This window comes from Ruegeria sp. HKCCD6119, from assembly GCF_013110585.1.
Taxonomy (GTDB): Bacteria; Pseudomonadota; Alphaproteobacteria; order Rhodobacterales; family Rhodobacteraceae; genus Ruegeria.
Map to the genome: position 1 here is coordinate 433,272 of NZ_WVQV01000002.1, position 19,550 is coordinate 452,821.

24 protein-coding genes are annotated in these 19,550 nt (G+C 58.3%); 13 read left to right on the forward strand and 11 right to left on the reverse strand.

Annotated elements, in window-relative coordinates:
* Positions 1-10 precede the first annotated feature (10 nt).
* The 4 genes from lysA to argH form a co-directional block, all read right to left on the reverse strand.
* The gene (lysA, locus tag GS611_RS09385) at positions 11-1,276 is read right to left on the reverse strand and encodes a diaminopimelate decarboxylase (protein ID WP_171634961.1); all 1,266 of its coding nucleotides are present in this window, start codon (positions 1,274-1,276) and stop codon (positions 11-13) included.
* Between the two features lie 62 nt (positions 1,277-1,338).
* On the reverse strand, positions 1,339-1,494 hold the full coding sequence (locus GS611_RS09390; RefSeq protein ID WP_171229797.1) for a hypothetical protein: 156 nt from the start codon (positions 1,492-1,494) through the stop codon (positions 1,339-1,341).
* 87 nt (positions 1,495-1,581) lie between these two features.
* Entirely contained in the window at positions 1,582-1,797 is a 216-nt protein-coding gene (locus GS611_RS09395) for a hypothetical protein (protein ID WP_224854660.1), read from the reverse strand.
* The gene (gene argH / locus GS611_RS09400; RefSeq protein WP_171634964.1) at positions 1,779-3,167 is read right to left on the reverse strand and encodes an argininosuccinate lyase; all 1,389 of its coding nucleotides are present in this window, start codon (positions 3,165-3,167) and stop codon (positions 1,779-1,781) included. Before argH ends, GS611_RS09395 begins: the two co-directional genes overlap by 19 nt.
* A 21-nt stretch (positions 3,168-3,188) precedes the next feature.
* On the opposite strand from argH, the gene GS611_RS09405 reads away from it, so the two are divergent.
* From GS611_RS09405 to GS611_RS09450, 10 genes are all read left to right on the forward strand, one after another.
* Positions 3,189-3,755, forward strand: coding sequence for a TlpA disulfide reductase family protein (locus tag GS611_RS09405; RefSeq protein ID WP_171634966.1), 567 nt, complete (start codon positions 3,189-3,191; stop codon positions 3,753-3,755).
* Positions 3,756-3,846: 91 nt separating this feature from the next.
* A complete protein-coding gene (locus GS611_RS09410) occupies positions 3,847-4,176 on the forward strand; it encodes a hypothetical protein (RefSeq protein ID WP_152456810.1) in 330 nt (109 codons plus the stop codon).
* A gap of 59 nt (positions 4,177-4,235) precedes the next feature.
* Positions 4,236-4,622, forward strand: a complete 387-nt coding sequence (locus GS611_RS09415; RefSeq protein WP_171634968.1) for a hypothetical protein — start codon at positions 4,236-4,238, stop codon at positions 4,620-4,622.
* On the forward strand, positions 4,619-5,590 hold the full coding sequence (locus GS611_RS09420; RefSeq protein ID WP_170346335.1) for a sterol desaturase family protein: 972 nt from the start codon (positions 4,619-4,621) through the stop codon (positions 5,588-5,590). The genes GS611_RS09415 and GS611_RS09420 overlap by 4 nt, the downstream gene beginning before the upstream one ends.
* 93 nt (positions 5,591-5,683) lie before the next feature.
* Positions 5,684-5,872: a hypothetical protein gene (locus tag GS611_RS09425; protein ID WP_171634969.1), complete on the forward strand. Its 189-nt coding sequence runs from the start codon at positions 5,684-5,686 to the stop codon at positions 5,870-5,872.
* A 103-nt stretch (positions 5,873-5,975) separates the two neighbouring features.
* Positions 5,976-6,809 (forward strand): EAL domain-containing protein, encoded by an 834-nt coding sequence (locus GS611_RS09430; RefSeq protein WP_171634970.1) that lies wholly within the window; start codon positions 5,976-5,978, stop codon positions 6,807-6,809.
* Between the two features lie 190 nt (positions 6,810-6,999).
* The gene (locus tag GS611_RS09435; protein ID WP_170346332.1) at positions 7,000-8,175 is read left to right on the forward strand and encodes an acetyl-CoA C-acetyltransferase; all 1,176 of its coding nucleotides are present in this window, start codon (positions 7,000-7,002) and stop codon (positions 8,173-8,175) included.
* Positions 8,176-8,361: 186 nt separating this feature from the next.
* A complete protein-coding gene (gene phbB / locus GS611_RS09440; RefSeq protein WP_171634971.1) occupies positions 8,362-9,084 on the forward strand; it encodes an acetoacetyl-CoA reductase in 723 nt (240 codons plus the stop codon).
* A 298-nt stretch (positions 9,085-9,382) separates the two neighbouring features.
* Positions 9,383-10,330 carry a transcriptional regulator GcvA gene (locus GS611_RS09445; protein ID WP_171634972.1) on the forward strand — a complete coding sequence of 316 codons (948 nt, stop codon included), beginning with the start codon at positions 9,383-9,385 and terminating at the stop codon, positions 10,328-10,330.
* The gene (locus tag GS611_RS09450; RefSeq protein WP_171634974.1) at positions 10,327-11,193 is read left to right on the forward strand and encodes a DMT family transporter; all 867 of its coding nucleotides are present in this window, start codon (positions 10,327-10,329) and stop codon (positions 11,191-11,193) included. The genes GS611_RS09445 and GS611_RS09450 overlap by 4 nt, the downstream gene beginning before the upstream one ends.
* Here GS611_RS09450 and GS611_RS09455 read toward each other — a convergent pair.
* The 3 genes from GS611_RS09455 to GS611_RS09465 all read right to left on the reverse strand — a co-directional run bounded on the left by GS611_RS09455 (position 11,190) and on the right by GS611_RS09465 (position 12,461).
* Positions 11,190-11,354, reverse strand: coding sequence for a YdcH family protein (locus tag GS611_RS09455; protein WP_083445267.1), 165 nt, complete (start codon positions 11,352-11,354; stop codon positions 11,190-11,192). The two genes, GS611_RS09450 and GS611_RS09455, sit on opposite strands and share 4 nt — an antisense overlap.
* A 115-nt stretch (positions 11,355-11,469) precedes the next feature.
* Positions 11,470-12,249, reverse strand: coding sequence for a tRNA1(Val) (adenine(37)-N6)-methyltransferase (locus GS611_RS09460; RefSeq protein ID WP_171634976.1), 780 nt, complete (start codon positions 12,247-12,249; stop codon positions 11,470-11,472).
* Positions 12,246-12,461, reverse strand: a complete 216-nt coding sequence (locus tag GS611_RS09465; protein WP_152456800.1) for a DUF2007 domain-containing protein — start codon at positions 12,459-12,461, stop codon at positions 12,246-12,248. The genes GS611_RS09460 and GS611_RS09465 overlap by 4 nt, the downstream gene beginning before the upstream one ends.
* A gap of 56 nt (positions 12,462-12,517) precedes the next feature.
* Between GS611_RS09465 and GS611_RS09470 the strand changes: the two genes are divergently transcribed.
* The gene (locus GS611_RS09470; protein WP_171634978.1) at positions 12,518-13,516 is read left to right on the forward strand and encodes a polyprenyl synthetase family protein; all 999 of its coding nucleotides are present in this window, start codon (positions 12,518-12,520) and stop codon (positions 13,514-13,516) included.
* Here GS611_RS09470 and GS611_RS09475 read toward each other — a convergent pair.
* From GS611_RS09475 to soxR, 4 genes are all read right to left on the reverse strand, one after another.
* Positions 13,509-14,330 (reverse strand): 4-(cytidine 5'-diphospho)-2-C-methyl-D-erythritol kinase, encoded by an 822-nt coding sequence (locus GS611_RS09475; RefSeq protein WP_171634980.1) that lies wholly within the window; start codon positions 14,328-14,330, stop codon positions 13,509-13,511. The genes GS611_RS09470 and GS611_RS09475 overlap by 8 nt on opposite strands.
* Positions 14,320-15,990 (reverse strand): tetratricopeptide repeat protein, encoded by a 1,671-nt coding sequence (locus GS611_RS09480; RefSeq protein ID WP_171635168.1) that lies wholly within the window; start codon positions 15,988-15,990, stop codon positions 14,320-14,322. Before GS611_RS09480 ends, GS611_RS09475 begins: the two co-directional genes overlap by 11 nt.
* A 145-nt stretch (positions 15,991-16,135) precedes the next feature.
* Complete coding sequence (locus GS611_RS09485) at positions 16,136-17,782, reverse strand: electron transfer flavoprotein-ubiquinone oxidoreductase (RefSeq protein WP_171634982.1); 1,647 nt, start codon at positions 17,780-17,782, stop codon at positions 16,136-16,138.
* Positions 17,783-17,918: 136 nt separating this feature from the next.
* A complete protein-coding gene (gene soxR, locus GS611_RS09490; protein WP_171634984.1) occupies positions 17,919-18,374 on the reverse strand; it encodes a redox-sensitive transcriptional activator SoxR in 456 nt (151 codons plus the stop codon).
* An 85-nt stretch (positions 18,375-18,459) separates the two neighbouring features.
* On the opposite strand from soxR, the gene GS611_RS09495 reads away from it, so the two are divergent.
* Together GS611_RS09495 and greA are read left to right on the forward strand one after the other, a co-directional pair.
* Positions 18,460-18,840: a VOC family protein gene (locus GS611_RS09495; RefSeq protein ID WP_171206067.1), complete on the forward strand. Its 381-nt coding sequence runs from the start codon at positions 18,460-18,462 to the stop codon at positions 18,838-18,840.
* Positions 18,841-19,071: 231 nt separating this feature from the next.
* Positions 19,072-19,542: a transcription elongation factor GreA gene (gene greA, locus GS611_RS09500; protein WP_170346321.1), complete on the forward strand. Its 471-nt coding sequence runs from the start codon at positions 19,072-19,074 to the stop codon at positions 19,540-19,542.
* Positions 19,543-19,550: the final 8 nt, after the last annotated feature.

Here is a 19,550-nt window from a genome sequence, read left to right on the forward strand (position 1 = left end):
GGTCATCGCGTCAAAGCCATGAAGGTATGGTATCGCGGTTTATGATTTCGTCAAAGCTTGGTCGTTCACGAATGACTGCAAATTGATCACCATTGACCAGAACCTCGGGGATCAGCGGGCGGGTATTGTACTCGCTGGCCATCACCGCGCCATAGGCACCCGCGCTGCGGAAGGCGATCAGGTCACCCGATTTGAGCGGCGGCATGTTGCGTTGTTTGGCAAAAGTGTCACCGGATTCGCAGACCGGGCCCACGATGTCATAAGGGCGCTGTTCCACACCGGCGACAGGTTCCTGCACCGCGACGATATCGTGGTAAGCTTCGTACATTGCCGGGCGGATCAGGTCATTCATCGCCCCATCAAGGATCAAAAAATCGCGACCTTCGCCTGATTTCACGTAGATGACCTTGCTAACCATGATCCCGGCGTTGCCCGCGATCAGGCGGCCCGGCTCGATCTCGATCTCACAGCCAAGATGGCCCAATGTTTTCTTGACCAGCGCACCATATTCAATCGGCAAGGGGGGTGCGTTGTTCGACCGGGTGTAAGGAATGCCCAGACCGCCACCCAGATCGAGACGCCGAATGTTGTGACCTTCAGAACGGAGGCGTTCGGTCAGCTCGGCTACTTTTGTGTAGGCCAGCTCATAAGGCTCAAGTTCGGTCAGTTGCGAGCCGATATGGACGTCGATGCCGATCACCTCCAACCCCGGCAAGCTGGCAGCGTGGGCGTAAACTTCCGAGGCACGGGCAATCGGAATGCCAAACTTGTTCTCGGACTTGCCTGTGGCAATCTTGGCATGGGTCTTGGCATCGACATCCGGGTTCACCCTTACAGTAATCGGCGCAACCACACCCAATTCCAGTGCAACGGCGTTGATCACTTCCATCTCGGGCTCGGATTCGACGTTGAACTGACGGATGCCGCCGGTCAGTGCGGTACGAATCTCATCCGCCGTTTTACCCACGCCAGAGAACACGATTTTGTCGCCCGGAACGCCCGCCGCCTTGGCGCGCAGGTATTCCCCGCCCGAAACCACGTCCATCCCTGCGCCCGCCTTTGCCAGAGTTTTCAGGATCGCCTGATTGCTGGCCGCTTTCATCGCATAGCAGACAAGGTGGTCCGTGCCGTCAAGCGCATCGTCAAACAGCTGAAAATGCCGCAGCAAGGTTGCTGTGGAGTAGACATAGAACGGCGTTCCGACCGCGGCAGCGATTTCGGAGACAGGGACATCCTCGGCGAATAGCGCGCCGTCGCGGTAGAGAAAATGATCCATGTCTGCGCGCTTAGACCAGAAGATAGCTTCGGATCAATGGATTCCGAACCCATCGACCAAGTTTAATTTCGGGTCGAAACTCCAACCCGGCCATAGCCCGAGATCGAAACTCCGGTGCCCGATTGTTTGGGCTCTGCCGCAGGTTCCGGGCGTCTTGCCGATGTAGGTTCGCAAGCCGTCAAAGCCGCAAATACCAGAAACAGTCCTAGTGTTCTCATTTCAGTATCTTTTCTTTGGATGACATGCGCACCGACATGCCAACTCACGTTGGTGGATATAAAACCGATGCGCAATATGAAAGTGGTTTAGAATCCCAGGTAGATCCCCAGCGGGCCACGGCTCAGACCTACGCCACCGCCTACATACGCTCCGCCAGAGCCGACACCGACGGTTGCACTGACAGTTGGCTGAGCGGGCGCTGGCTGAACGGGCTCACCATCGGCTCCGCATCCGGCCAGCATCAGGCCGGACCCTGCAATCAGAATCGCGCGCAGCACGGTCATCACACCATTGCCTTCCATCGTTCAACCTGAGCACGCACCTGATCAGGAGCTGTGCCACCATAGGACTGGCGTGAGTTTACAGAATTTTCGACTCCAAGGACAGAGTAGACGTCATTTGTGATCTCGGCATGGACCGATTGCATGTCGTCCAGCGTCAGATCGGGCAGGTCGCAGCCCTTCTTCTCGGCCATGGCCACCAGCGATCCGGTAACATGATGCGCGTCGCGGAAGGGCAGGCCCAGCACCCGAACCAGCCAGTCGGCCAGATCGGTCGCGGTGGAAAAGCCCGAGCCGGCGGCGGCGGCCAGGCTGTCGCGGTTGGCGGTCATGTCCTTGACCATGCCTTCCATCGCGGCCAGCGCCAGCATCCAGTTGTCGGCGGCGTCAAAGACCTGTTCCTTGTCTTCCTGCATGTCCTTGGAATAGGCCAGCGGCAGGCCCTTCATCACCATCATCAGCGCCGTGTTGGCGCCAAAGATCCGACCCACCTTGGCGCGGATCAGCTCTGCCGCATCGGGGTTTTTCTTCTGCGGCATGATCGACGATCCGGTTGAGAACCGATCCGACAGGGTAACGAAACGGAACTGCGCCGAAGACCAGATCACCAGTTCCTCGGCAAACCGCGACAGATGCACGGCGCTGATCGAGGCCACGGACAGGAACTCCAGCGCGAAGTCACGATCGCTGACGGCGTCCAGCGAGTTGGCGGCAGGCCGGTCAAAGCCCAGCGCCTCGGCCGTCATATGGCGGTCGATGGGGAACGATGTCCCGGCCAGCGCCGCAGCACCCAGTGGCGATTCGTTCATCCGGGCGCGGGCGTCACGAACGCGGGACAGATCACGGCCAAACATCTCGACATAGGCCATCATGTGATGGCCCCATGTCACCGGCTGCGCCGTTTGCAGGTGGGTAAAGCCCGGCATGACCCAATCAGCCCCGGCCTCGGCCTGCGCCAAAAGCGCGCGGATCAGGGCCAGCAAGCCGCTCTCAGCAGCGTCCAGCTGATCACGAACCCAGAGCTTGAAATCGGTTGCGACCTGGTCATTGCGTGACCGGCCTGTGTGCAAACGGCCTGCGGGCTCTCCGATGATCTCTTTCAGACGTGCCTCGACATTCATGTGAATGTCTTCCAGCGCGGTCGAGAACTGGAACTCTCCGTTCTGGATTTCTGACAAAACGGTGAGCAGCCCTTCCCGAATGGCTTCGGCGTCACTATCACTTATGACGCCTGTGGCTGCCAGCATGGCCGCATGGGCGCGCGAGCCTGCGATGTCCTGGGCTGCCATCCGCTGATCGAACCCGATCGAGGCGTTGATTGCCTCCATGATCGCGTCTGGACCGGCGGCAAAGCGGCCGCCCCACATCTGGTTCGAGGATTGATCGGTCATGTAAGAAAACCCGGAGTTGATATGCGCCTATTTCGTCTGATCCCCCTTTATATGGCCCTTGCGCTGGGTGCAAATGCCGCCTTGGCGACCGATGCCGAGACGCTGGCCCCTCTGCGGGAAGAGAGCCTGAAACGTCTGATCCTGCACAAGGAACCGAAACCCGCCAAATCAATCGAATTCCAGCTGGAAGATGACGGCGGTGTCGGCACGCTTGCCGATTATGAGGGCAAGTATGTGCTGCTGAATTTCTGGGCCACCTGGTGTGCGCCCTGCCGCAAAGAGATGCCTCAGATCGCTGAACTTCAGGAAGAGTTCGGCGGCGACAAGTTTCAGGTTCTGACACTGGCCACGGGCCGCAACTCGCCTGCCGGCATCAAAAAGTTCTTTGAAGAGAACGGCATCGCCAACCTGCCCCGTCACCAGGACCCCAGTTCAGCCGCTGCCCGTGAGTTCGGCGTCATCGCCTTGCCGATCACGGTCATCCTGAACCCCGAAGGGCAGGAAATCGCCCGGCTGATCGGCGACGCCGAGTGGAACTCGGACAGTGCGAAGGCGATTATCTCGACGCTTGTGGAATCCAATAGCTGACGAATGGCGCAGCGTCCGCCTGTTTGTGATACACTCGAACCGGCCCAATTGGGCCGGTTTTCGTTTGTGACCTTATAGGAAGGAGGCGACGATGAAGCCGGTGGTTCTTTTGATCGGACGGTTGCCAAATGTGATCGGTGATGTGGCACGGCAACTGGATCATCTGCCGATTCAGTGGCTGGGCGCACATGACACGGACGAGGTCCGGAAACAGCTGGATGCCGAGCCCCGAATTGCCTGCGCCATCTTGGGCGCGGGGCTTGACGACACGATCCGTGGTGAAATGGTGGGCATAATTGCCGCCCGGCGCCCGGATATCTGCATCCATCTGAAGGATCGTACATCCGGCCCCGAGGGGCTGGTGCCCTTCGTCGAACGTGTGGTGCAACACGAGATACTGGAACGGCTGGAAAACAGCTGACGCAACGCCACCTTTGACAGAGTTTCAACTCCTTTGCACTCTGCGCTCAGGAGGATGGAATGCCACTTGAAATTCTACTGACGCTGGTCGTCGGCGGCATAGCTGGTGTCACCCTGTTATTGCATCTCACCGGCAAATCGCAGCAAGTGATGCTGACGCCCGACATTGCACGATCACAATGGGCACGTCACTTTCCGGACGATGATGTGGTCGATGTCACGGTTTCCCATGATGGCCACGCCGCGATGGTGCGCACCAGTTCAGGCAATGGGTTGCTTTGGTCCTTCGGGGCCGACACCGTGGCCCGGCATCTGCTGGACTATGATCTTCTGGATCATCCGGAAGGATTTGAGATTCTGTTTCACGAATTCTCGGTGCCCAAAACACTCATCCGACTGGACGATTTCGAACGCCATCACTGGCGAGACCTGATGGAGCCCGCATGACAGACCAAATTAGTTTTCCCGATGCGGTGCAATGGGCCGTTCCCTTTTTCATCGCAGCGATTCTGGCCGAGTTTCTGTGGATCGCAGTCAAAGGCAAAGGCGGGCGTTATGAAACACGCGACGCGGTGACTTCTTTGATCATGGGGGCCGGCAACATCGCATCGGGCTTTTTGCTGGGCTTTATCGCCTATGCGTTTTTCATGTGGCTGTGGCAGATCACGCCGATGAACCTGGGTACGTCAATTCCGGTTATCATCCTGTGCTTTGTCCTGGACGATCTGCGTTACTACTGGGTCCACCGCTTTGGCCATCGCATCCGCTGGGTCTGGGCCAGCCACGTAAACCATCACAGCTCGCAGCACTACAACCTGACGACCGCGCTGCGGCAGACCTGGACTTATACGTTTACTTTCATGATGGTCGTACGCGCCCCACTGATCCTGCTTGGGTTCCATCCTGCGATGGTTTTGTTCGTCGGTGGCCTCAATCTTATCTATCAGTTCTGGATTCACACCGAGGCCATCGGCAAGATGCCCCGCTGGTTCGAGGCGGTAATGAACACCCCCAGTCACCACCGCGCCCATCACGGCCGCAACGCACGCTACCTGGATTGCAACTATGCCGGGGTGTTCATCATCTGGGACAAGCTGTTCGGCACCTTCGTCCCCGAGCAGGAGGACGACCGGGTGGACTATGGCCTGGTGCACAATATCGGCACTTTCAATCCCCTGCGGGTGGCCTTTCACGAATGGGTGGCCATCTGGCGCGACGCGACCCAGCCGGGTTTGACCCTGAAACAGCGGCTGGCCTACTGCTTTGCCCCACCTGGGTACAGCCATGACGGCAGCCGGGACAGTTCGGAACAGATCAAGGCCAAGCATCTGGCGCGCCACCCGGAAGACCGCGGAACGCCCGGTTTTGAGCATTTGGACAAAAAGCTGCCCAGCGGACAAGCAGAACAGGCTTGAAACAGCCGGCTGCACCCTGATTGTGCCTTGAATCTCGGCCATTGAGCGCCATATCAGACGACAGTCGCCGTGTGTGAGTGAGCGAGGGTCTGTATGAATCGTTTGACAACCATTTCAACCTTTTTCGGCCTGTTCGGCCTGTTGATGGCCATGCTCGCAGCCCTTGGGGGCGCCGTTGCAGCCCTGATCGCATTGGGTTTTGCAATGATGGCGCTAGGTGCGATGGGCGCGATACTTGGCGCGGCAGCTTCTTTGACACGCGCGTGGCAATCCACCCGCTGAGCCCGCGAGACGGAAATTTTTCCGAACCCTTAACCGCAGATTCATCTCTTTGCCCCGAGACTGTGACCGGACACCTGTCCCGGACACATGGGAATCCGCGCTTATGGGAAATAAAAAACTGGCACATCTGCCTGAGGGGTCGGAAAGTCCGTTGAATACGGCCGTTTCGACGCGGGATCGTTTGGTTGTGCAGATGGCAACCGATGCAGTGAAGCATAAGCAGTGCAAACTGGCTTTTCAGCCGGTGATACAGGCGCACGCCCCGTACCGAGTCGCGTTTTACGAAGGGTTCATTCGGGTTCTGGACGAAACCGGCCGCGTCATCCCGGCGCGAGAATTCATGCCTCAGGTCGAAAACACTCCTATCGGCCGCGATCTGGACTGCGTCGCGTTGGAGCTTGGGTTGCGCACATTGGCGAGGAACCCGGAAATACGCCTGTCGATCAACATGTCTGCGCGCTCGATCGGTTATTCCAACTGGTCCAGAATACTGGACAGATTCCTGAAACGAGATGCCGGATTGGGCGAACGCTTGATCCTCGAAATCTCCGAAAGCTCGGCCATGCAAGTGCCTGAGCTGGTTGTCGACTTCATGGACCGCTTGCAGGATCGCGGCATCGCTTTTGCGCTGGATGACTTTGGCGCCAGCAATTTCAGCTTTCGCCATTTTCGCGAGTTTCTGTTCGACGCAGCCAAAATCGATGGCCAGTTCGTGCGGGGCATCAGCAACGATCCCGACAACCAGACTTTGGTGCGGGCCCTGATCGCGGTGGCCCGTGAATTCGAAATTCTGGTCACGGCCGAATCGGTTGAAACGCAGGAGGATGCCGCTTTCTTGGTGGCAAGTGGCGTGGATTGCCTGCAAGGATTCTTGTATGGCGCACCCAGTGTTGCGGAACCCTGGAAGCAGGAAAACAGATCAAAAACAGGCAGTTGATTGCCTGTTCATCGACATTTTCCTACCATTTCCGACACTGAGACAAGCTGCCCGTTGCTGCATGTGCAGCGTTACGCTATTGCAAGAGTACTTGAGCGGGGGATCACGGGGCGCTCTTGTTTCGAGAGGACATCTTTCGACCTGCGCCGTCAGAAATTCCGCTGTCCCATGACGGTAAAGGACTGATCATATGACCAACGTAGTAATCGCATCCGCCGCACGAACAGGTGTTGGCAGCTTCAGTGGTTCGTTTGCGAACACACCTGCCCATGATCTGGGCGCTGCCGTTCTGGAAGCAGTTGTCGAGCGCGCCGGAGTGGAAAAAGGCGAAGTCAGCGAAACCATCATGGGGCAGGTTCTGACAGCCGCCCAGGGACAGAACCCCGCACGTCAGGCCCACATCAACGCCGGTCTGCCGCAGGAAAGCGCGGCCTGGGGAATCAACCAGGTTTGTGGCTCGGGCCTGCGCGCCGTTGCTTTGGGCGCCCAGCATATTCAGCTGGGAGACGCGGAAATCGTCGCTGCTGGTGGTCAGGAAAACATGACGCTGTCGCCCCACGCCGCCGCGCTGCGCGCCGGTCACAAGATGGGCGACATGAAGTATATCGACACAATGATCCGCGATGGCTTGTGGGATGCTTTCAACGGCTATCACATGGGTCAGACTGCCGAGAATGTTGCAGAGAAATGGCAGATCAGCCGCGAGATGCAGGATGAATTCGCCGTTGCTTCGCAGAACAAGGCCGAAGCAGCACAAAAGGCCGGCAAGTTCGCAGACGAAATCGTGCCCTTCACCATCAAGACCCGCAAGGGCGACATCGTGATGGACAAGGACGAATACATCCGTCATGGCGCAACCATGGAAGCCATGGCCAAACTGCGTCCAGCCTTCACCAAGGACGGTTCGGTCACAGCTGCCAACGCCTCGGGATTGAACGACGGTGCGGCCGCGACGCTGCTGATGTCAGCCGAAAACGCTGAAAAGCGGGGAATCGAACCTCTGGCGCGCATCGCGTCCTATGCGACCGCCGGTTTGGACCCGTCGATCATGGGCGTCGGCCCGATCTATGCATCGCGCAAGGCACTGGAAAAAGCAGGCTGGTCGGTAGACGATCTGGACCTGGTCGAGGCCAACGAAGCCTTTGCCGCGCAGGCTTGCGCGGTGAACAAGGATATGGGCTGGGATCCGTCGATCGTGAACGTAAACGGCGGCGCCATTGCCATCGGCCATCCGATCGGTGCTTCGGGGTGCCGTGTTTTGAACACCCTGCTATTCGAAATGAAGCGTCGCGATGCAAAAAAGGGTTTGGCGACCTTGTGCATCGGCGGCGGCATGGGCGTTGCCCTTTGTGTGGAGCGCGACTAAGCGCGTTGGCAATCAAATAGAATTAGGCGCCCGGTGGGCGCCTTTTTTTGTTACATTGAGGTTCCAACCGTTGGATGCGACGATATTGCCGCCCGGAAACCAAGATTCAAGACGAAACAATATTGCGCACAACCATCTCTCAGAGTAACAGCATTACTAAGACGACTAAAATTGAAGGAGTCATAAATGGCACGAACAGCACTCGTTACCGGCGGTTCCCGCGGCATTGGCGCAGCAATTTCCAAGGCGCTCAAAGCCGAAGGATACAACGTTGCGGCCACCTATGCGGGAAATGACGAAGCCGCCGCAAATTTCACTGAAGAAACCGGGATCAAGACCTACAAGTGGAACGTCGCCGATTATGACGAATCCAAAGCAGGTATTGAAAAGGTTGAGGCCGAGGTTGGCCCCATCGATGTGGTCGTCGCCAACGCCGGCATCACCCGCGATGCACCATTCCACAAAATGACACCTGATCAGTGGAAAGACGTGATCGACACCAACCTGACCGGCGTGTTCAACACGGTGCACCCTGTCTGGCCCGGCATGCGAGAGCGCAAGTTCGGTCGTGTCATCGTCATCAGCTCGATCAACGGTCAGAAAGGCCAGTTCGCTCAGGTGAACTATGCAGCGACCAAGGCGGGTGACCTGGGCATCGTAAAATCCCTGGCGCAGGAAGGCGCGCGGGCAGGGATCACTGCCAACGCGATCTGCCCCGGCTATATCGCAACCGAAATGGTCATGGCTGTGCCCGAGAAGGTGCGCGAGTCCATCATTGGCCAAATCCCCGCCGGCCGCCTGGGTGAGCCAGAGGAAATCGCGCGCTGCGTGGTCTTCCTGGCATCGGACGATTCGCAGTTCATCAACGGTTCGACGATCTCGGCCAACGGTGCGCAGTTCTTCGTCTGATCCAGAGTTGTGAACTAAAAACGGGCCGGTCCCTTTGGGCCGGCCCTTTCTGATCCCGTAAGAACGCGCGCGCTGCGATCAGCGGGAACCGAATATCCATCCCCAAAACTGCCAGATCACCCTGCTGCGCTCTTGGTGGGCACGCAGGATCGCCATCTGGGCGGCGGGGTTTGTTGTCATCTCGATCATGACAGCCTCCTTTTCAAATCAGTTTTATTTGACCTGATGTGAATATGGAGGCTAAAAAAAAACACGACAAACGAGCTTTCTTGAGACTTCAGTTAAGTTTTTCTTCACTATGAGTGACTATCTGCCTCCGCTGACCGCGTTGCGTGCTTTTGACGCCGCAGCCCGGCACATGTCTTTTTCGAAGGCGGCGGAAGAGCTGCATGTGACGCCAGCCGCCCTGTCCTTTCAGATCAAGTCGCTTGAAGAACACCTGGGGCGGCCGCTGTTTCGTCGTCTGAACCGCGCCGTAGAACTGACCGAGGCGGGCCGTGCCCTTGCGCCTGGTGCGGCAGAAGGGTTTGCCACCTTGCAAGCCGCATGGCGTGCGGTGCGCAGACAGGAAGATGACACAAGCCTGACCGTCACCGCGGGCCCAGCTTTGACCGCCAAGTGGTTAGCGCCGCGGCTTTACGAATTTGCTCGGGCGCATCCCGAGATCGATCTGAAATTCTCGGCCACGCTGCGCAACATGGATCTGGAGCGGGACGACGTGGACGTCGCCATCCGGTTCGGGAATTCGGCCGATGACGGGCTGTATTCCGTTCCCGTCAGAAAGGAATGGCTGACCCCGGTCATGACACCGGAACTTGCAGAACAATTCACCACGCCAGACAGCCTGCGCGACGCCCCGCTGATCCATGACGATTCGATCAGCTTTCTGACCCCGCCTTGCGATTGGCCCGCTTGGTTCCGTGCCGTGGGGGTGGATTTTACTCCGACCCATGGCGCGCATTTTTCCAATGCCGATCACGCGATTGATGCCGCTGTTGCCGGTGTCGGCGTGGCACTGGGGCGACGCGCCATGATTCTCAAGGACCTGACCGAAGGCCGCCTGGTTGCACCGTTCAAGGTGGCCCTGGAAACACAAGGCCGGTTCCGGTTTCTGTGCCTGCCGGGGGCTGAAAAGAAACCTCAGATCGCGGCGTTTCGCGATTGGTTCCTGACCGAGATTGAAAAAACCGCGCATATATCGGATGAGTTCAAAATTGTACCGATTGAAGAGGTTTCCCGCCCATGACCAAAATGCGCGCAACGGCCATCGGCTTCGTGGCTGTCTTGCTATGGGCCTTGCTGGCGTTGTTCACTGTCGGGTCGGTGCCCACGCCGCCCCTGCTGCTGAACACGATCTGCTTTTCGATTGGCGGTGCGCTTGGGCTTGTCTGGGCAACGGCGACAGGTGGTTTGAGCGATCTAAAGCAAGTTCCCTGGACGACCTACCTGTTTGGCGCATTGGGCCTATTTGGCTATCACGCGCTGTATTTTTCGGCCCTGCGCATGGCGCCGGCTGCCGAGGCCGGGCTGATCGCTTATCTCTGGCCTCTGCTCATTGTGCTTCTGTCGGGCCTGCTTCCGGGTGAGCATCTGCGTATCGGCCACCTGATCGGGGCATGCCTTGGATTCGCAGGGGCCGCTGTAATCATTGCCGGGGGTGGCGGCGCGGGCTTTCAGGCCCAATACCTGCCCGGATACGCATTGGCCTTGCTGTGCGCACTGACATGGTCGGGCTATTCCGTTCTATCACGCAAACTGGAGGGCACGCCGACCAGTTCCGTCTCAATATTCTGCCTTGCGGCTGCACTGGCTTCGGGTCTGCTGCATCTGGCTGTGGAAGACACTGTACTGCCCGATACGGCACTGGGCTGGGCGTCGGTGCTGGCACTCGGCCTTGGGCCCGTCGGGCTGGCGTTCTACGTCTGGGACATTGGCGTCAAGCAAGGCGACATCCAAATTCTCGGAACCTCATCCTATGCGGCCCCGTTACTGTCGACCCTTGCTTTGGTGGTGGCCGGGATCACGACCCCGTCCTGGGGGCTTGCGATCGCGGCCTTTCTGATCACCGGCGGGGCCTTGATAGCGGCCCGCGCCAGCCTGAAAACTTAAGCGGACAGGCGTTCGATCTCTTCTTTCAGCTTGAGCTTCTGCTTTTTCAACTGAGCAATATGGAGATCATCGATACCTGGCGAGCGTTGGGCTTGTTCCACTTCTAGACCGAGAGATTCGTGCTTTTTCTTCAGTTCCGTCAGATGTGCGCTCACGCTCATTGCGATCCTCCTTGTTTATGTGTCTGTATGTCACGTAAGAATTTGACCACATCGTTTCCACCCTGTCACGCTGCAGACGCACAGAATCTGTAACAAATCCGACAAATTCGGCTGGTCATTGCCGATGGCACAAGTTCCGAGGCAACGGAGCGGCCTGTCGAAGCACGGCTGAGACCGCCTCGGTATAGCTTTCACCGTCTTTTTCGTGGCGCTCACCGGCGTGCAGAATCAACGGCGCATGGAGGCGAAATGCCGCGCGTCCCCCTTTGCGGGCGCTCAGGATGACCAGTTCGGTCTCGCGGCCCACCCGCGCGCTGAGCGGCAGCACCTCGATTGAACCCAGTTTCCCCTCACAAGCCGTCAGCATATCGGGAAGACGGTCGGCTTTCTGGATCACGTGCAGGAACCCCCGAGGGGCAAGGCGTTTGGCCGCAACGGTGATCCAGTCGATCAGAGGCGTATTTTCGCCCAGTGCAATGCTTCGCCCTGTGTCGCTGGCGGGGCTATGCGCCCCAGAACGGTAATAGGGCGGGTTCGCGATTACGTGATCAAAGTGCCGCTGTCGGAGGTCATCAGGCAAAGCGTTCAGGTCAGCCTCGATCACGTCCAGATCACAGCCGTTGATTTCCGAATTGCGGCGGGCCAAATCCGCATAGGCCGGTTGCAATTCGATCCCAACCATTTGCAGCCCCGCCACCCGCGCGGACAGGCATAAAATGGCAGCCCCCGCGCCACATCCCAGTTCAAGCACGGATTGCCCGGCCTTTGCAGGGACCGATGCGGCAAGCAGAACAGGGTCTACCCCGGCGCGGTAACCTGACGCAGGTTGCAGCAATCGCACCCGGCCACCAAGGAAATCGTTGCACGTCAATTCATTGTCGTCGAAGCGCATCATCGGCCCAGCGGGATCTCGTTGTCGCGCATCACACGCTCGGCCCGGGTCAGGTCTTCGGACCGAACCATCAGCCGACGAGGGAAAATCCCGATACCACCTTCGAGGATGCTCATATTTACGTCCATCTGAAAGCAGTCTATATCCTCGCCCTCAAGGAGAGCGGATGCAAAGGCCAGGATTGTCGGATCGGTACTGCGCAACAGTTCTTTCATGGGGATGGATGTAAGGGCAAGGCGAGGCGAAAGTCGAGCCTTGTATCAGGAGTGTGATGACCGTCGACATGATCTCAAAACCGCATGAGCGTCTCGCTGAAATTCTGGCGGGCGAGATGGAGGCCGTGAACGGGCTGATCCGCACGCGGATGGCATCGGACCATGCGCCACGCATCCCGGAAGTGACGCGGCATCTGGTCGAAGCAGGTGGAAAACGCCTGCGCCCGATGCTGACACTGGCCGCAGCACGCCTGTTTAGCTATTCCGGCGACCATCACGTGCGCCTTGCCGCGACGGTCGAGTTCATTCACACCGCCACCCTGCTGCATGACGACGTCGTGGATGAAAGCGCACAGCGACGGGGCCGCCCGACCGCCAATCTGCTTTGGGACAACAAATCCAGTGTTCTGGTTGGCGATTACCTGTTTTCACGCAGTTTCCAGCTGATGGTGGAAACGGGCTCGCTGCGCGTTCTGGATATTCTGGCCAATGCCTCTGCAACCATTGCCGAAGGCGAAGTGCTGCAAATGACGGCCGCAACCGATCTGAGTACGGATGAAAGCGTTTACCTTCAGGTCGTGCGTGGCAAGACGGCGGCCTTGTTTTCAGCCGCGACCGAAGTGGGCGGCGTGATCGCAGGTGCCTCGGAAGAGCAGGTCAAAGCGCTTTTCGACTATGGCGATTCACTGGGCATCGCGTTCCAGATTGCCGATGACCTGCTGGATTATCAGGGCGACAGCAAGGCAACCGGGAAGAATGTTGGCGATGACTTCCGTGAACGGAAACTGACCCTGCCCGTCATCAAAGCCGTGGCGCAATCCACGCCGGAAGAACGCGCCTTCTGGGAACGTACGATCGAAAAGGGCCGCCAACAGGACGGGGATCTGGATCAGGCGCTGGGTCTGATGAACAAATACGCCACGCTGGAAGAAACCCGGCAAGACGCTTTGGGTTGGGCAAACAAGGCCAAAGCCGCTTTGGATGTATTGCCTGACCACGATATTCGCAGTCTGCTGCGCGAATTGGCCGATTACGTGGTTTCACGTCTCAACTGAGCTGCGTGGCGCGGCACCACCAATCAGGATGGGCTGCGCCGATCTCATAGGCCGCAAAATGCGCGTCTTTCATCGTCGGATACAACGCAAAACAGGTTGATCCTGACCCTGACATGCGCACCATGAGCGCGCGATTGGTCATCTGCAACTCGTCCAACACCTGCTCGATCTCAGGTGCGATGTTCATGGCGGGCACCTGCAGATCGTTGCGTTGATTGCGCAGCCACTGGGCGCACTCATCAGCATTGTCAAACTCAGGCATGCTTTCAGGCATTAGCGGGTTGTCTCTGGACGCCAGCGCGTTGAAAACGGCACCGGTGGGCACCTGGACATTTGGGTTGACTAAAAGGGCGGGCAGGTGCGGAAGGTTCACCGCCGTCAAACGATCGCCAATGCCCTGCATTCTGATCGCCCGACCTTCCAGGCAGACGGGGACATCCGCCCCCAATGACAACGGCAGGCCCCGCGGAAGGTCGTGGCCCTGATCTGCCAGGGCCCCAAGCGTGGCCGCGGCATCAGACGACCCTCCGCCAATGCCCGCCCCATGGGGCAAGGACTTGGTCAGTTGAATATGACCGGTCCAACCGACAGCTTCTGCCGCCTTCCAGACCAGATTTCGGCTGTCCGTGGGGACTCCGCCGGCAAACTCGCCGCGCACGTCCATGGACAATTCGGGGCCGGGGGTGAATGTCAGCCGATCACCCAGATCGGCGAATACAACCAGCGAATCCAACAGGTGATAGCCGTCGTCTCGACGGCCAGTCACATGAAGGGTCAGGTTGATCTTGGCGGGCGCAAACGCCTTAATTTCCATTGGCGACTTTCAATGGCTCCGAACCTTCTTCGGCCAGAACGGCATCCAGCCCGACTTCGATCTTGCGCCGGATTCGATCCGGATCGGCTTCACCGTCGGTGTCTTCCGGGTCGATGAAGGACAAGGCGCGGCTCCACTGGAACTCGGCCTCGCGCGCGCGCCCGACAGCCCAATAGACGTCACCCAGATGATCGTTGACCACCGGATCCACCGGCATCAGCTCAACCGCACGTTCCATGTGTTCGACGGCCTCGTCATAACGCCCCAGACGGAACAGTACCCAGCCCAGACTGTCCACGATATAGCCACTGTCCGGACGCGCAGCTACTGCGCGCTCGATCATGTCCAATGCTTCATCCAGCTTTTCTTTGCGCTCAACCAGAGAATACCCAAGGTAATTCAGAACCTGAGGTTGATCCGGGTTTAGTTCCAGCGCCCGGCGGAAATCAGCTTCGGCCTGATCCCAGTGCTTCAGCCTTTCATGACTGATGCCACGTGCGTAATGCAGGAACCAATTCCCACCCGCCGCGCTATCCGTCAGCGCGATCGCAGTGTCGTAAGAGGCCACGGCAGCGGCATAGTTTTCCTGTCGGCGCTGCAAATCTGCCAAAGCGACATGCACACCCGGAAAATCAGGGTCCTGCGCAGCCAGGTTCTGCAACACCTCGACGGCCGCATCGGTTTTTCCCGAACGGTCCAGAACTTCGGCGCGGCCCAATTCGGCCGCATGGTGATCGTTGCTGTCCGCCGGGACTTGGCGGTATGCCTCAACCGCCAGATCATATTGCTGCAAGTTGTCCAGCAGATCCGCGCTCAGCAAAATGGCATCCACATGATCGGGGCGCAGGAAACTGGCCAGGCGTGCGTACAGCAGAACGTAATCGGCTGATGCTTCGCTGTTCAATGCGGCACCGACGGTGAAAAAAATCTCGGCCATGCCGTCCTGAGCGGATCGGACATGGGTGAACGGCAATGTTTCACCCGCCGCCAACTGGCTCAAATACGACTCGATGGTCGGGTCACTGCCCGCCACAAACACATCGTCCAGAAACTGAACGGCGTCTTCGTTGCGATCCAGCTGCGACAGAATCTCGGTGCGGGCCAAAGCAGCACGACGAGAGAACCGGGCAACCGTTCCATCATTGCCGGCAAGTATCGCCTCGGCGCCTTCGAAATCACCGATAGACGCCAATGCCATCGCCTTGTGGTAAAGCGCGAACTCCCTGAGACCATCCTGTGTCGCGACAGAATCGAACTGTTCCATCGCCTTGGTCATCTCACCCTGCCCCAGATGGGCCCAGGCGATCATCAGGCCGTCAACAAGGGGACCAACACCCTGTGTTTCAGGGTCACGGGCCAGCAGGTCGTCAAATTTCCCATCGGTGATCAGATTGGCCGAAATTACCATACGCGCAGCCTGGCTGGGCAGGTTTGCTTCCTCGATCTGCTGGGCGATCGGCAGCGCGCGCGCCACTTCCCCCAAGGCGATGCGTGCAACGACAACGCTTTCCTGCAACAGCGCATTTTGGGGATCAAACCTGAGAGCCTGAGCGTAGTATCTTTCAGCGGCAGAATAGTCGTTTTCGTAAATCGCCTGCCGCCCGGCCAGATAAGACCCGGCGCCCGTTTCCGAATAGGCCGGAACTGCGACCGACGACATGAACAGCACGGACAAAGCCGCGCGACGAACCAGGGAAAACACCGAAATCCTGCCTTGCTATCGTTGACTGAGGGGTAAGCTAGGGCTTCGGCAGGCAAGAGGCAATGGCAGAGCCTTCACAGCGCAGCCATTGCCCGTTTTTTGCTTACATGTTCGGATAGTTTGGACCGTCGCCGCCCTGCGGTGTGGTCCAGGTGATGTTCTGGCTGGGATCCTTGATGTCGCAGGTTTTGCAGTGGACGCAGTTCTGGAAGTTGATGACGAATCGCGGGCCGTTCTCATCCTCGACCACTTCATACACACCTGCCGGGCAATACCGCTGTGCCGGCTCATCGTATTTAGGCAGGTTGACCTTCACGGGGATCTCGGGATCGGCCAGACGCAGGTGGCAGGGCTGGCTTTCCTCGTGGTTTGTCGCTGCGAACGAGACATTCGTCAGACGATCGAAGGACAGCGTTCCATCCGGCTTTGGATAATCGATTGGCTGGTGCTTGCTGGCATCCTCGGTCGATTCCGCGTCGTTCTTGCCATGGCCCAACGTGCCGAACAGCGAAAAGCCAAACGTGTTGGTCCACATGTCCAGACCACCCAACATCAGGCTGGCGGTCAGACCCCATTTCGACCACATCGGCTTGACATTGCGAACCTTTTTCAGGTCGGAACCAATCGCACCATTGCGAACTTCGGTCTCGTAAGCCGTCAGCTCATCGCCCGAACGCTCGGCCTTGATCGCTTCGAAAGCAGCCTCGGCCGCAGCTTTGCCCGACAGCATAGCGTTGTGGTTGCCTTTGATGCGCGGCACGTTGACCATGCCCGCCGAACAGCCCAACAGCGCCACGCCCGGCGCGACCAGTTTCGGCATCGACTGATAGCCGCCTTCCGTAATCGCACGGGCGCCGTAAGCGACCCGCTTGCCGCCTTTCAGCAGATCGGCCACCATGGGATGGTGCTTGAAACGCTGGAACTCCATATAGGGGTACAGATGCGGGTTCTTGTAATTCAGGTGCACCACGAAGCCGACATAGACCTGATTATTTTCAAGATGATAGATGAAGGATCCGCCGCCTGCGTTGCTGCCCAAAGGCCAGCCCATCGTGTGCGTCACGCTGCCTTCCTTGTGCTTGGCAGGGTCGATCTCCCAGATCTCTTTCATGCCGACACCGTATTTCTGCGGCTCTTTGCCCGCAGACAGGTCGTATTTGGCGATCACTTCCTTGGACAGCGACCCGCGCACACCTTCTGACAGGAAGACATATTTGCCGTGCAGCTCCATCCCCGGTTCGGTGTTGGGGCCGTAGGAACCGTCTGCCTCCAGACCAAAAACACCTGCTACCACGCCTTTGACTTCGCCATTGTCGCCATAGACCATTTCCGAGCACGCCATGCCCGGAAAGATCTCGACACCCAGTTCTTCGGCCTGTTCCGCCATCCAGCGGCACACATTGCCCATCGAAACGATGTAGTTGCCGTGGTTGTGCATCAGCGGCGGCATCGGGAAGTTCGGGATGCGGACCTGGCCTGCTTCACCCAGCATGTAGAACTTGTCGTCCTTCACGGGCACATTCAGCGGCGCGCCTTTTTCCTTCCAATCCGGGATCAGCGCGTCCAGACCACAGGGATCAAGAACCGCGCCCGACAGGATATGCGCGCCAACCTCGGAACCCTTTTCCAGAACGACAACGTTCAGGTCGGCATCCAGCTGTTTCAGACGGATGGCCGCCGACAGGCCCGCAGGTCCTGCACCCACGATCACCACATCGTATTCCATCGCTTCGCGTTCAATCTCGGCCATCGCGGGCTCCCTAGCTAACTTTCCGAATTGGCGCTGTCACCGCATGATCTGCGCAATTTTGTTTCACGGCTGATTACATGGTCGGAAAGACATTGGTCAATCGAAACACGGCGTAACAAGGGCGCTATTCGACACATCACCCCTCTGGTGCATCCCCCATCAGGTACCTGGGACCGCTACCATGCGATTTTGCCCGGTCATCGGGGTTGTAGAGCGCACATTTCGGCAGGCTCAGACACCCGCATCCGATGCAGCCATCCAGATTGTCGCGCAACCGCATCAGGGTGTCGATTCGCTGATCCAGATGGGCCCTCAGCTGTACGCTGATTGCCTTCCAGTCCTGGGGCGTCGGCGTGCGGTTTCCTGGCAGGCCCGACAGCACCTGACGGATTTCAGGCAGGGTCAGGCCGAACTGCTGCGCAATTATGACAAAGCTCAGTCGCCGAATATCGGCCCGCTGATAGCGCCGCTGTCCGCCCGCGTTGCGCCAGGGCGAAATCAGACCCTGCGCTTCGTAATACCGGATGGCCGACACGGCCAGACCTGTGCGCCGGGCCAATGCGCCAATCGCCAGCCCCTCTGATACCGCCATCAAACCCTCATGAAAATTCCTTGACCTAAAGTTAGGTTTAGAAATTACGCTGAGTCGGGACAAGCCAAAAAACACAGGAGATCCCATGATGGCGACGCTTGAACACACCAACTTCACTGTCCGCGACCCGAAAGCCTCGGCCGATTGGATGCAAAAGGTCTTTGGCTGGAAGACCCGTTGGGAAGGCCCCGCAATTGCCGGCGGATACACCGTGCATGTCGGCTCGGCCCATACGTATCTGGCGCTTTACAAACCTGATGACCCGAAACAGTCGGATGAAAGCAGCTATGATGTGATCGGCGGGCTGAACCACGTGGGTGTTCTGGTCGAAGACATCGATGCCACCGAAGACAAGGTTCGCAAGGCAGGATTCGAGCCCCACAACCATGCCGATTACGAACCAGGGCGCCGGTTCTATTTTCGCGATGACAACGGGATCGAGTTCGAAGTGGTGCAATATGATTGAGATGATTTGGCTTTGCACCCCATCGCAGCGTTGGCGCAGGTCGCGGCATCCGGATCATCGGCACAGGCCCCACCCCAAATCAAAACGGCGCGAAGTCGCGAATTGACCGCTGCTGACGCTGTCACCTCTTGCAATTCACGTGGCATTTGGGTCAGGTAACTGCCAATCTAACATTCGCCCCGACGCTCCTGTGCGGCGGGGCGACTCAATTTATGCGTGGACGTAGAGAGTATGGAAAAGATCCCGATGACGCCTGCGGGCAATGCCGCGCTCGAGGCTGAGCTGAAGAACCTCAAATCCGTTGAACGCCCGGCGATCATCGAAGCCATCGCCTCGGCGCGCGAGCTGGGCGACCTGAAGGAAAACGCCGAATATCATTCAGCCCGCGAAAAACAGGGTTTCATCGAAGGTCGCATCAAGGAACTGGAAGGTATTCTGTCGCTGGCCGATGTCATCGATCCGGCAAAATTGTCGGGTGCGGTCAAGTTTGGCGCAAAAGTCACATTGGTCGACGAAGATACCGATGAAGAAAAGACCTGGCAGATCGTTGGTGAATACGAGGCCAATATCGAAAACGGCCTGCTGAACATCAAATCCCCCATCGCCCGCGCCCTGATCGGCAAAGATGAAGGGGACAGTGTCGAAGTGCGCACCCCCGGAGGCGTGCGCTCTTACGAAATCCTGAGTATCGAGTACGCCTGACCGGAGCG

Coding starts and splice junctions, on each gene's coding strand:
- lysA (WP_171634961.1), bottom strand. CDS start 1,276: ATGGATCATTTTCTCTACCGCGACGGCGCGCTATTCGCCGAGGATGTC.
- GS611_RS09390 (WP_171229797.1), bottom strand. CDS start 1,494: ATGAGAACACTAGGACTGTTTCTGGTATTTGCGGCTTTGACGGCTTGC.
- GS611_RS09395 (WP_224854660.1), bottom strand. CDS start 1,797: ATGGAAGGCAATGGTGTGATGACCGTGCTGCGCGCGATTCTGATTGCA.
- argH (WP_171634964.1), bottom strand. CDS start 3,167: ATGACCGATCAATCCTCGAACCAGATGTGGGGCGGCCGCTTTGCCGCC.
- GS611_RS09405 (WP_171634966.1), top strand. CDS start 3,189: ATGCGCCTATTTCGTCTGATCCCCCTTTATATGGCCCTTGCGCTGGGT.
- GS611_RS09410 (WP_152456810.1), top strand. CDS start 3,847: ATGAAGCCGGTGGTTCTTTTGATCGGACGGTTGCCAAATGTGATCGGT.
- GS611_RS09415 (WP_171634968.1), top strand. CDS start 4,236: ATGCCACTTGAAATTCTACTGACGCTGGTCGTCGGCGGCATAGCTGGT.
- GS611_RS09420 (WP_170346335.1), top strand. CDS start 4,619: ATGACAGACCAAATTAGTTTTCCCGATGCGGTGCAATGGGCCGTTCCC.
- GS611_RS09425 (WP_171634969.1), top strand. CDS start 5,684: ATGAATCGTTTGACAACCATTTCAACCTTTTTCGGCCTGTTCGGCCTG.
- GS611_RS09430 (WP_171634970.1), top strand. CDS start 5,976: ATGGGAAATAAAAAACTGGCACATCTGCCTGAGGGGTCGGAAAGTCCG.
- GS611_RS09435 (WP_170346332.1), top strand. CDS start 7,000: ATGACCAACGTAGTAATCGCATCCGCCGCACGAACAGGTGTTGGCAGC.
- phbB (WP_171634971.1), top strand. CDS start 8,362: ATGGCACGAACAGCACTCGTTACCGGCGGTTCCCGCGGCATTGGCGCA.
- GS611_RS09445 (WP_171634972.1), top strand. CDS start 9,383: ATGAGTGACTATCTGCCTCCGCTGACCGCGTTGCGTGCTTTTGACGCC.
- GS611_RS09450 (WP_171634974.1), top strand. CDS start 10,327: ATGACCAAAATGCGCGCAACGGCCATCGGCTTCGTGGCTGTCTTGCTA.
- GS611_RS09455 (WP_083445267.1), bottom strand. CDS start 11,354: ATGAGCGTGAGCGCACATCTGACGGAACTGAAGAAAAAGCACGAATCT.
- GS611_RS09460 (WP_171634976.1), bottom strand. CDS start 12,249: ATGATGCGCTTCGACGACAATGAATTGACGTGCAACGATTTCCTTGGT.
- GS611_RS09465 (WP_152456800.1), bottom strand. CDS start 12,461: ATGAAAGAACTGTTGCGCAGTACCGATCCGACAATCCTGGCCTTTGCA.
- GS611_RS09470 (WP_171634978.1), top strand. CDS start 12,518: ATGACCGTCGACATGATCTCAAAACCGCATGAGCGTCTCGCTGAAATT.
- GS611_RS09475 (WP_171634980.1), bottom strand. CDS start 14,330: ATGGAAATTAAGGCGTTTGCGCCCGCCAAGATCAACCTGACCCTTCAT.
- GS611_RS09480 (WP_171635168.1), bottom strand. CDS start 15,990: ATGTCGTCGGTCGCAGTTCCGGCCTATTCGGAAACGGGCGCCGGGTCT.
- GS611_RS09485 (WP_171634982.1), bottom strand. CDS start 17,782: ATGGCCGAGATTGAACGCGAAGCGATGGAATACGATGTGGTGATCGTG.
- soxR (WP_171634984.1), bottom strand. CDS start 18,374: ATGGCGGTATCAGAGGGGCTGGCGATTGGCGCATTGGCCCGGCGCACA.
- GS611_RS09495 (WP_171206067.1), top strand. CDS start 18,460: ATGATGGCGACGCTTGAACACACCAACTTCACTGTCCGCGACCCGAAA.
- greA (WP_170346321.1), top strand. CDS start 19,072: ATGGAAAAGATCCCGATGACGCCTGCGGGCAATGCCGCGCTCGAGGCT.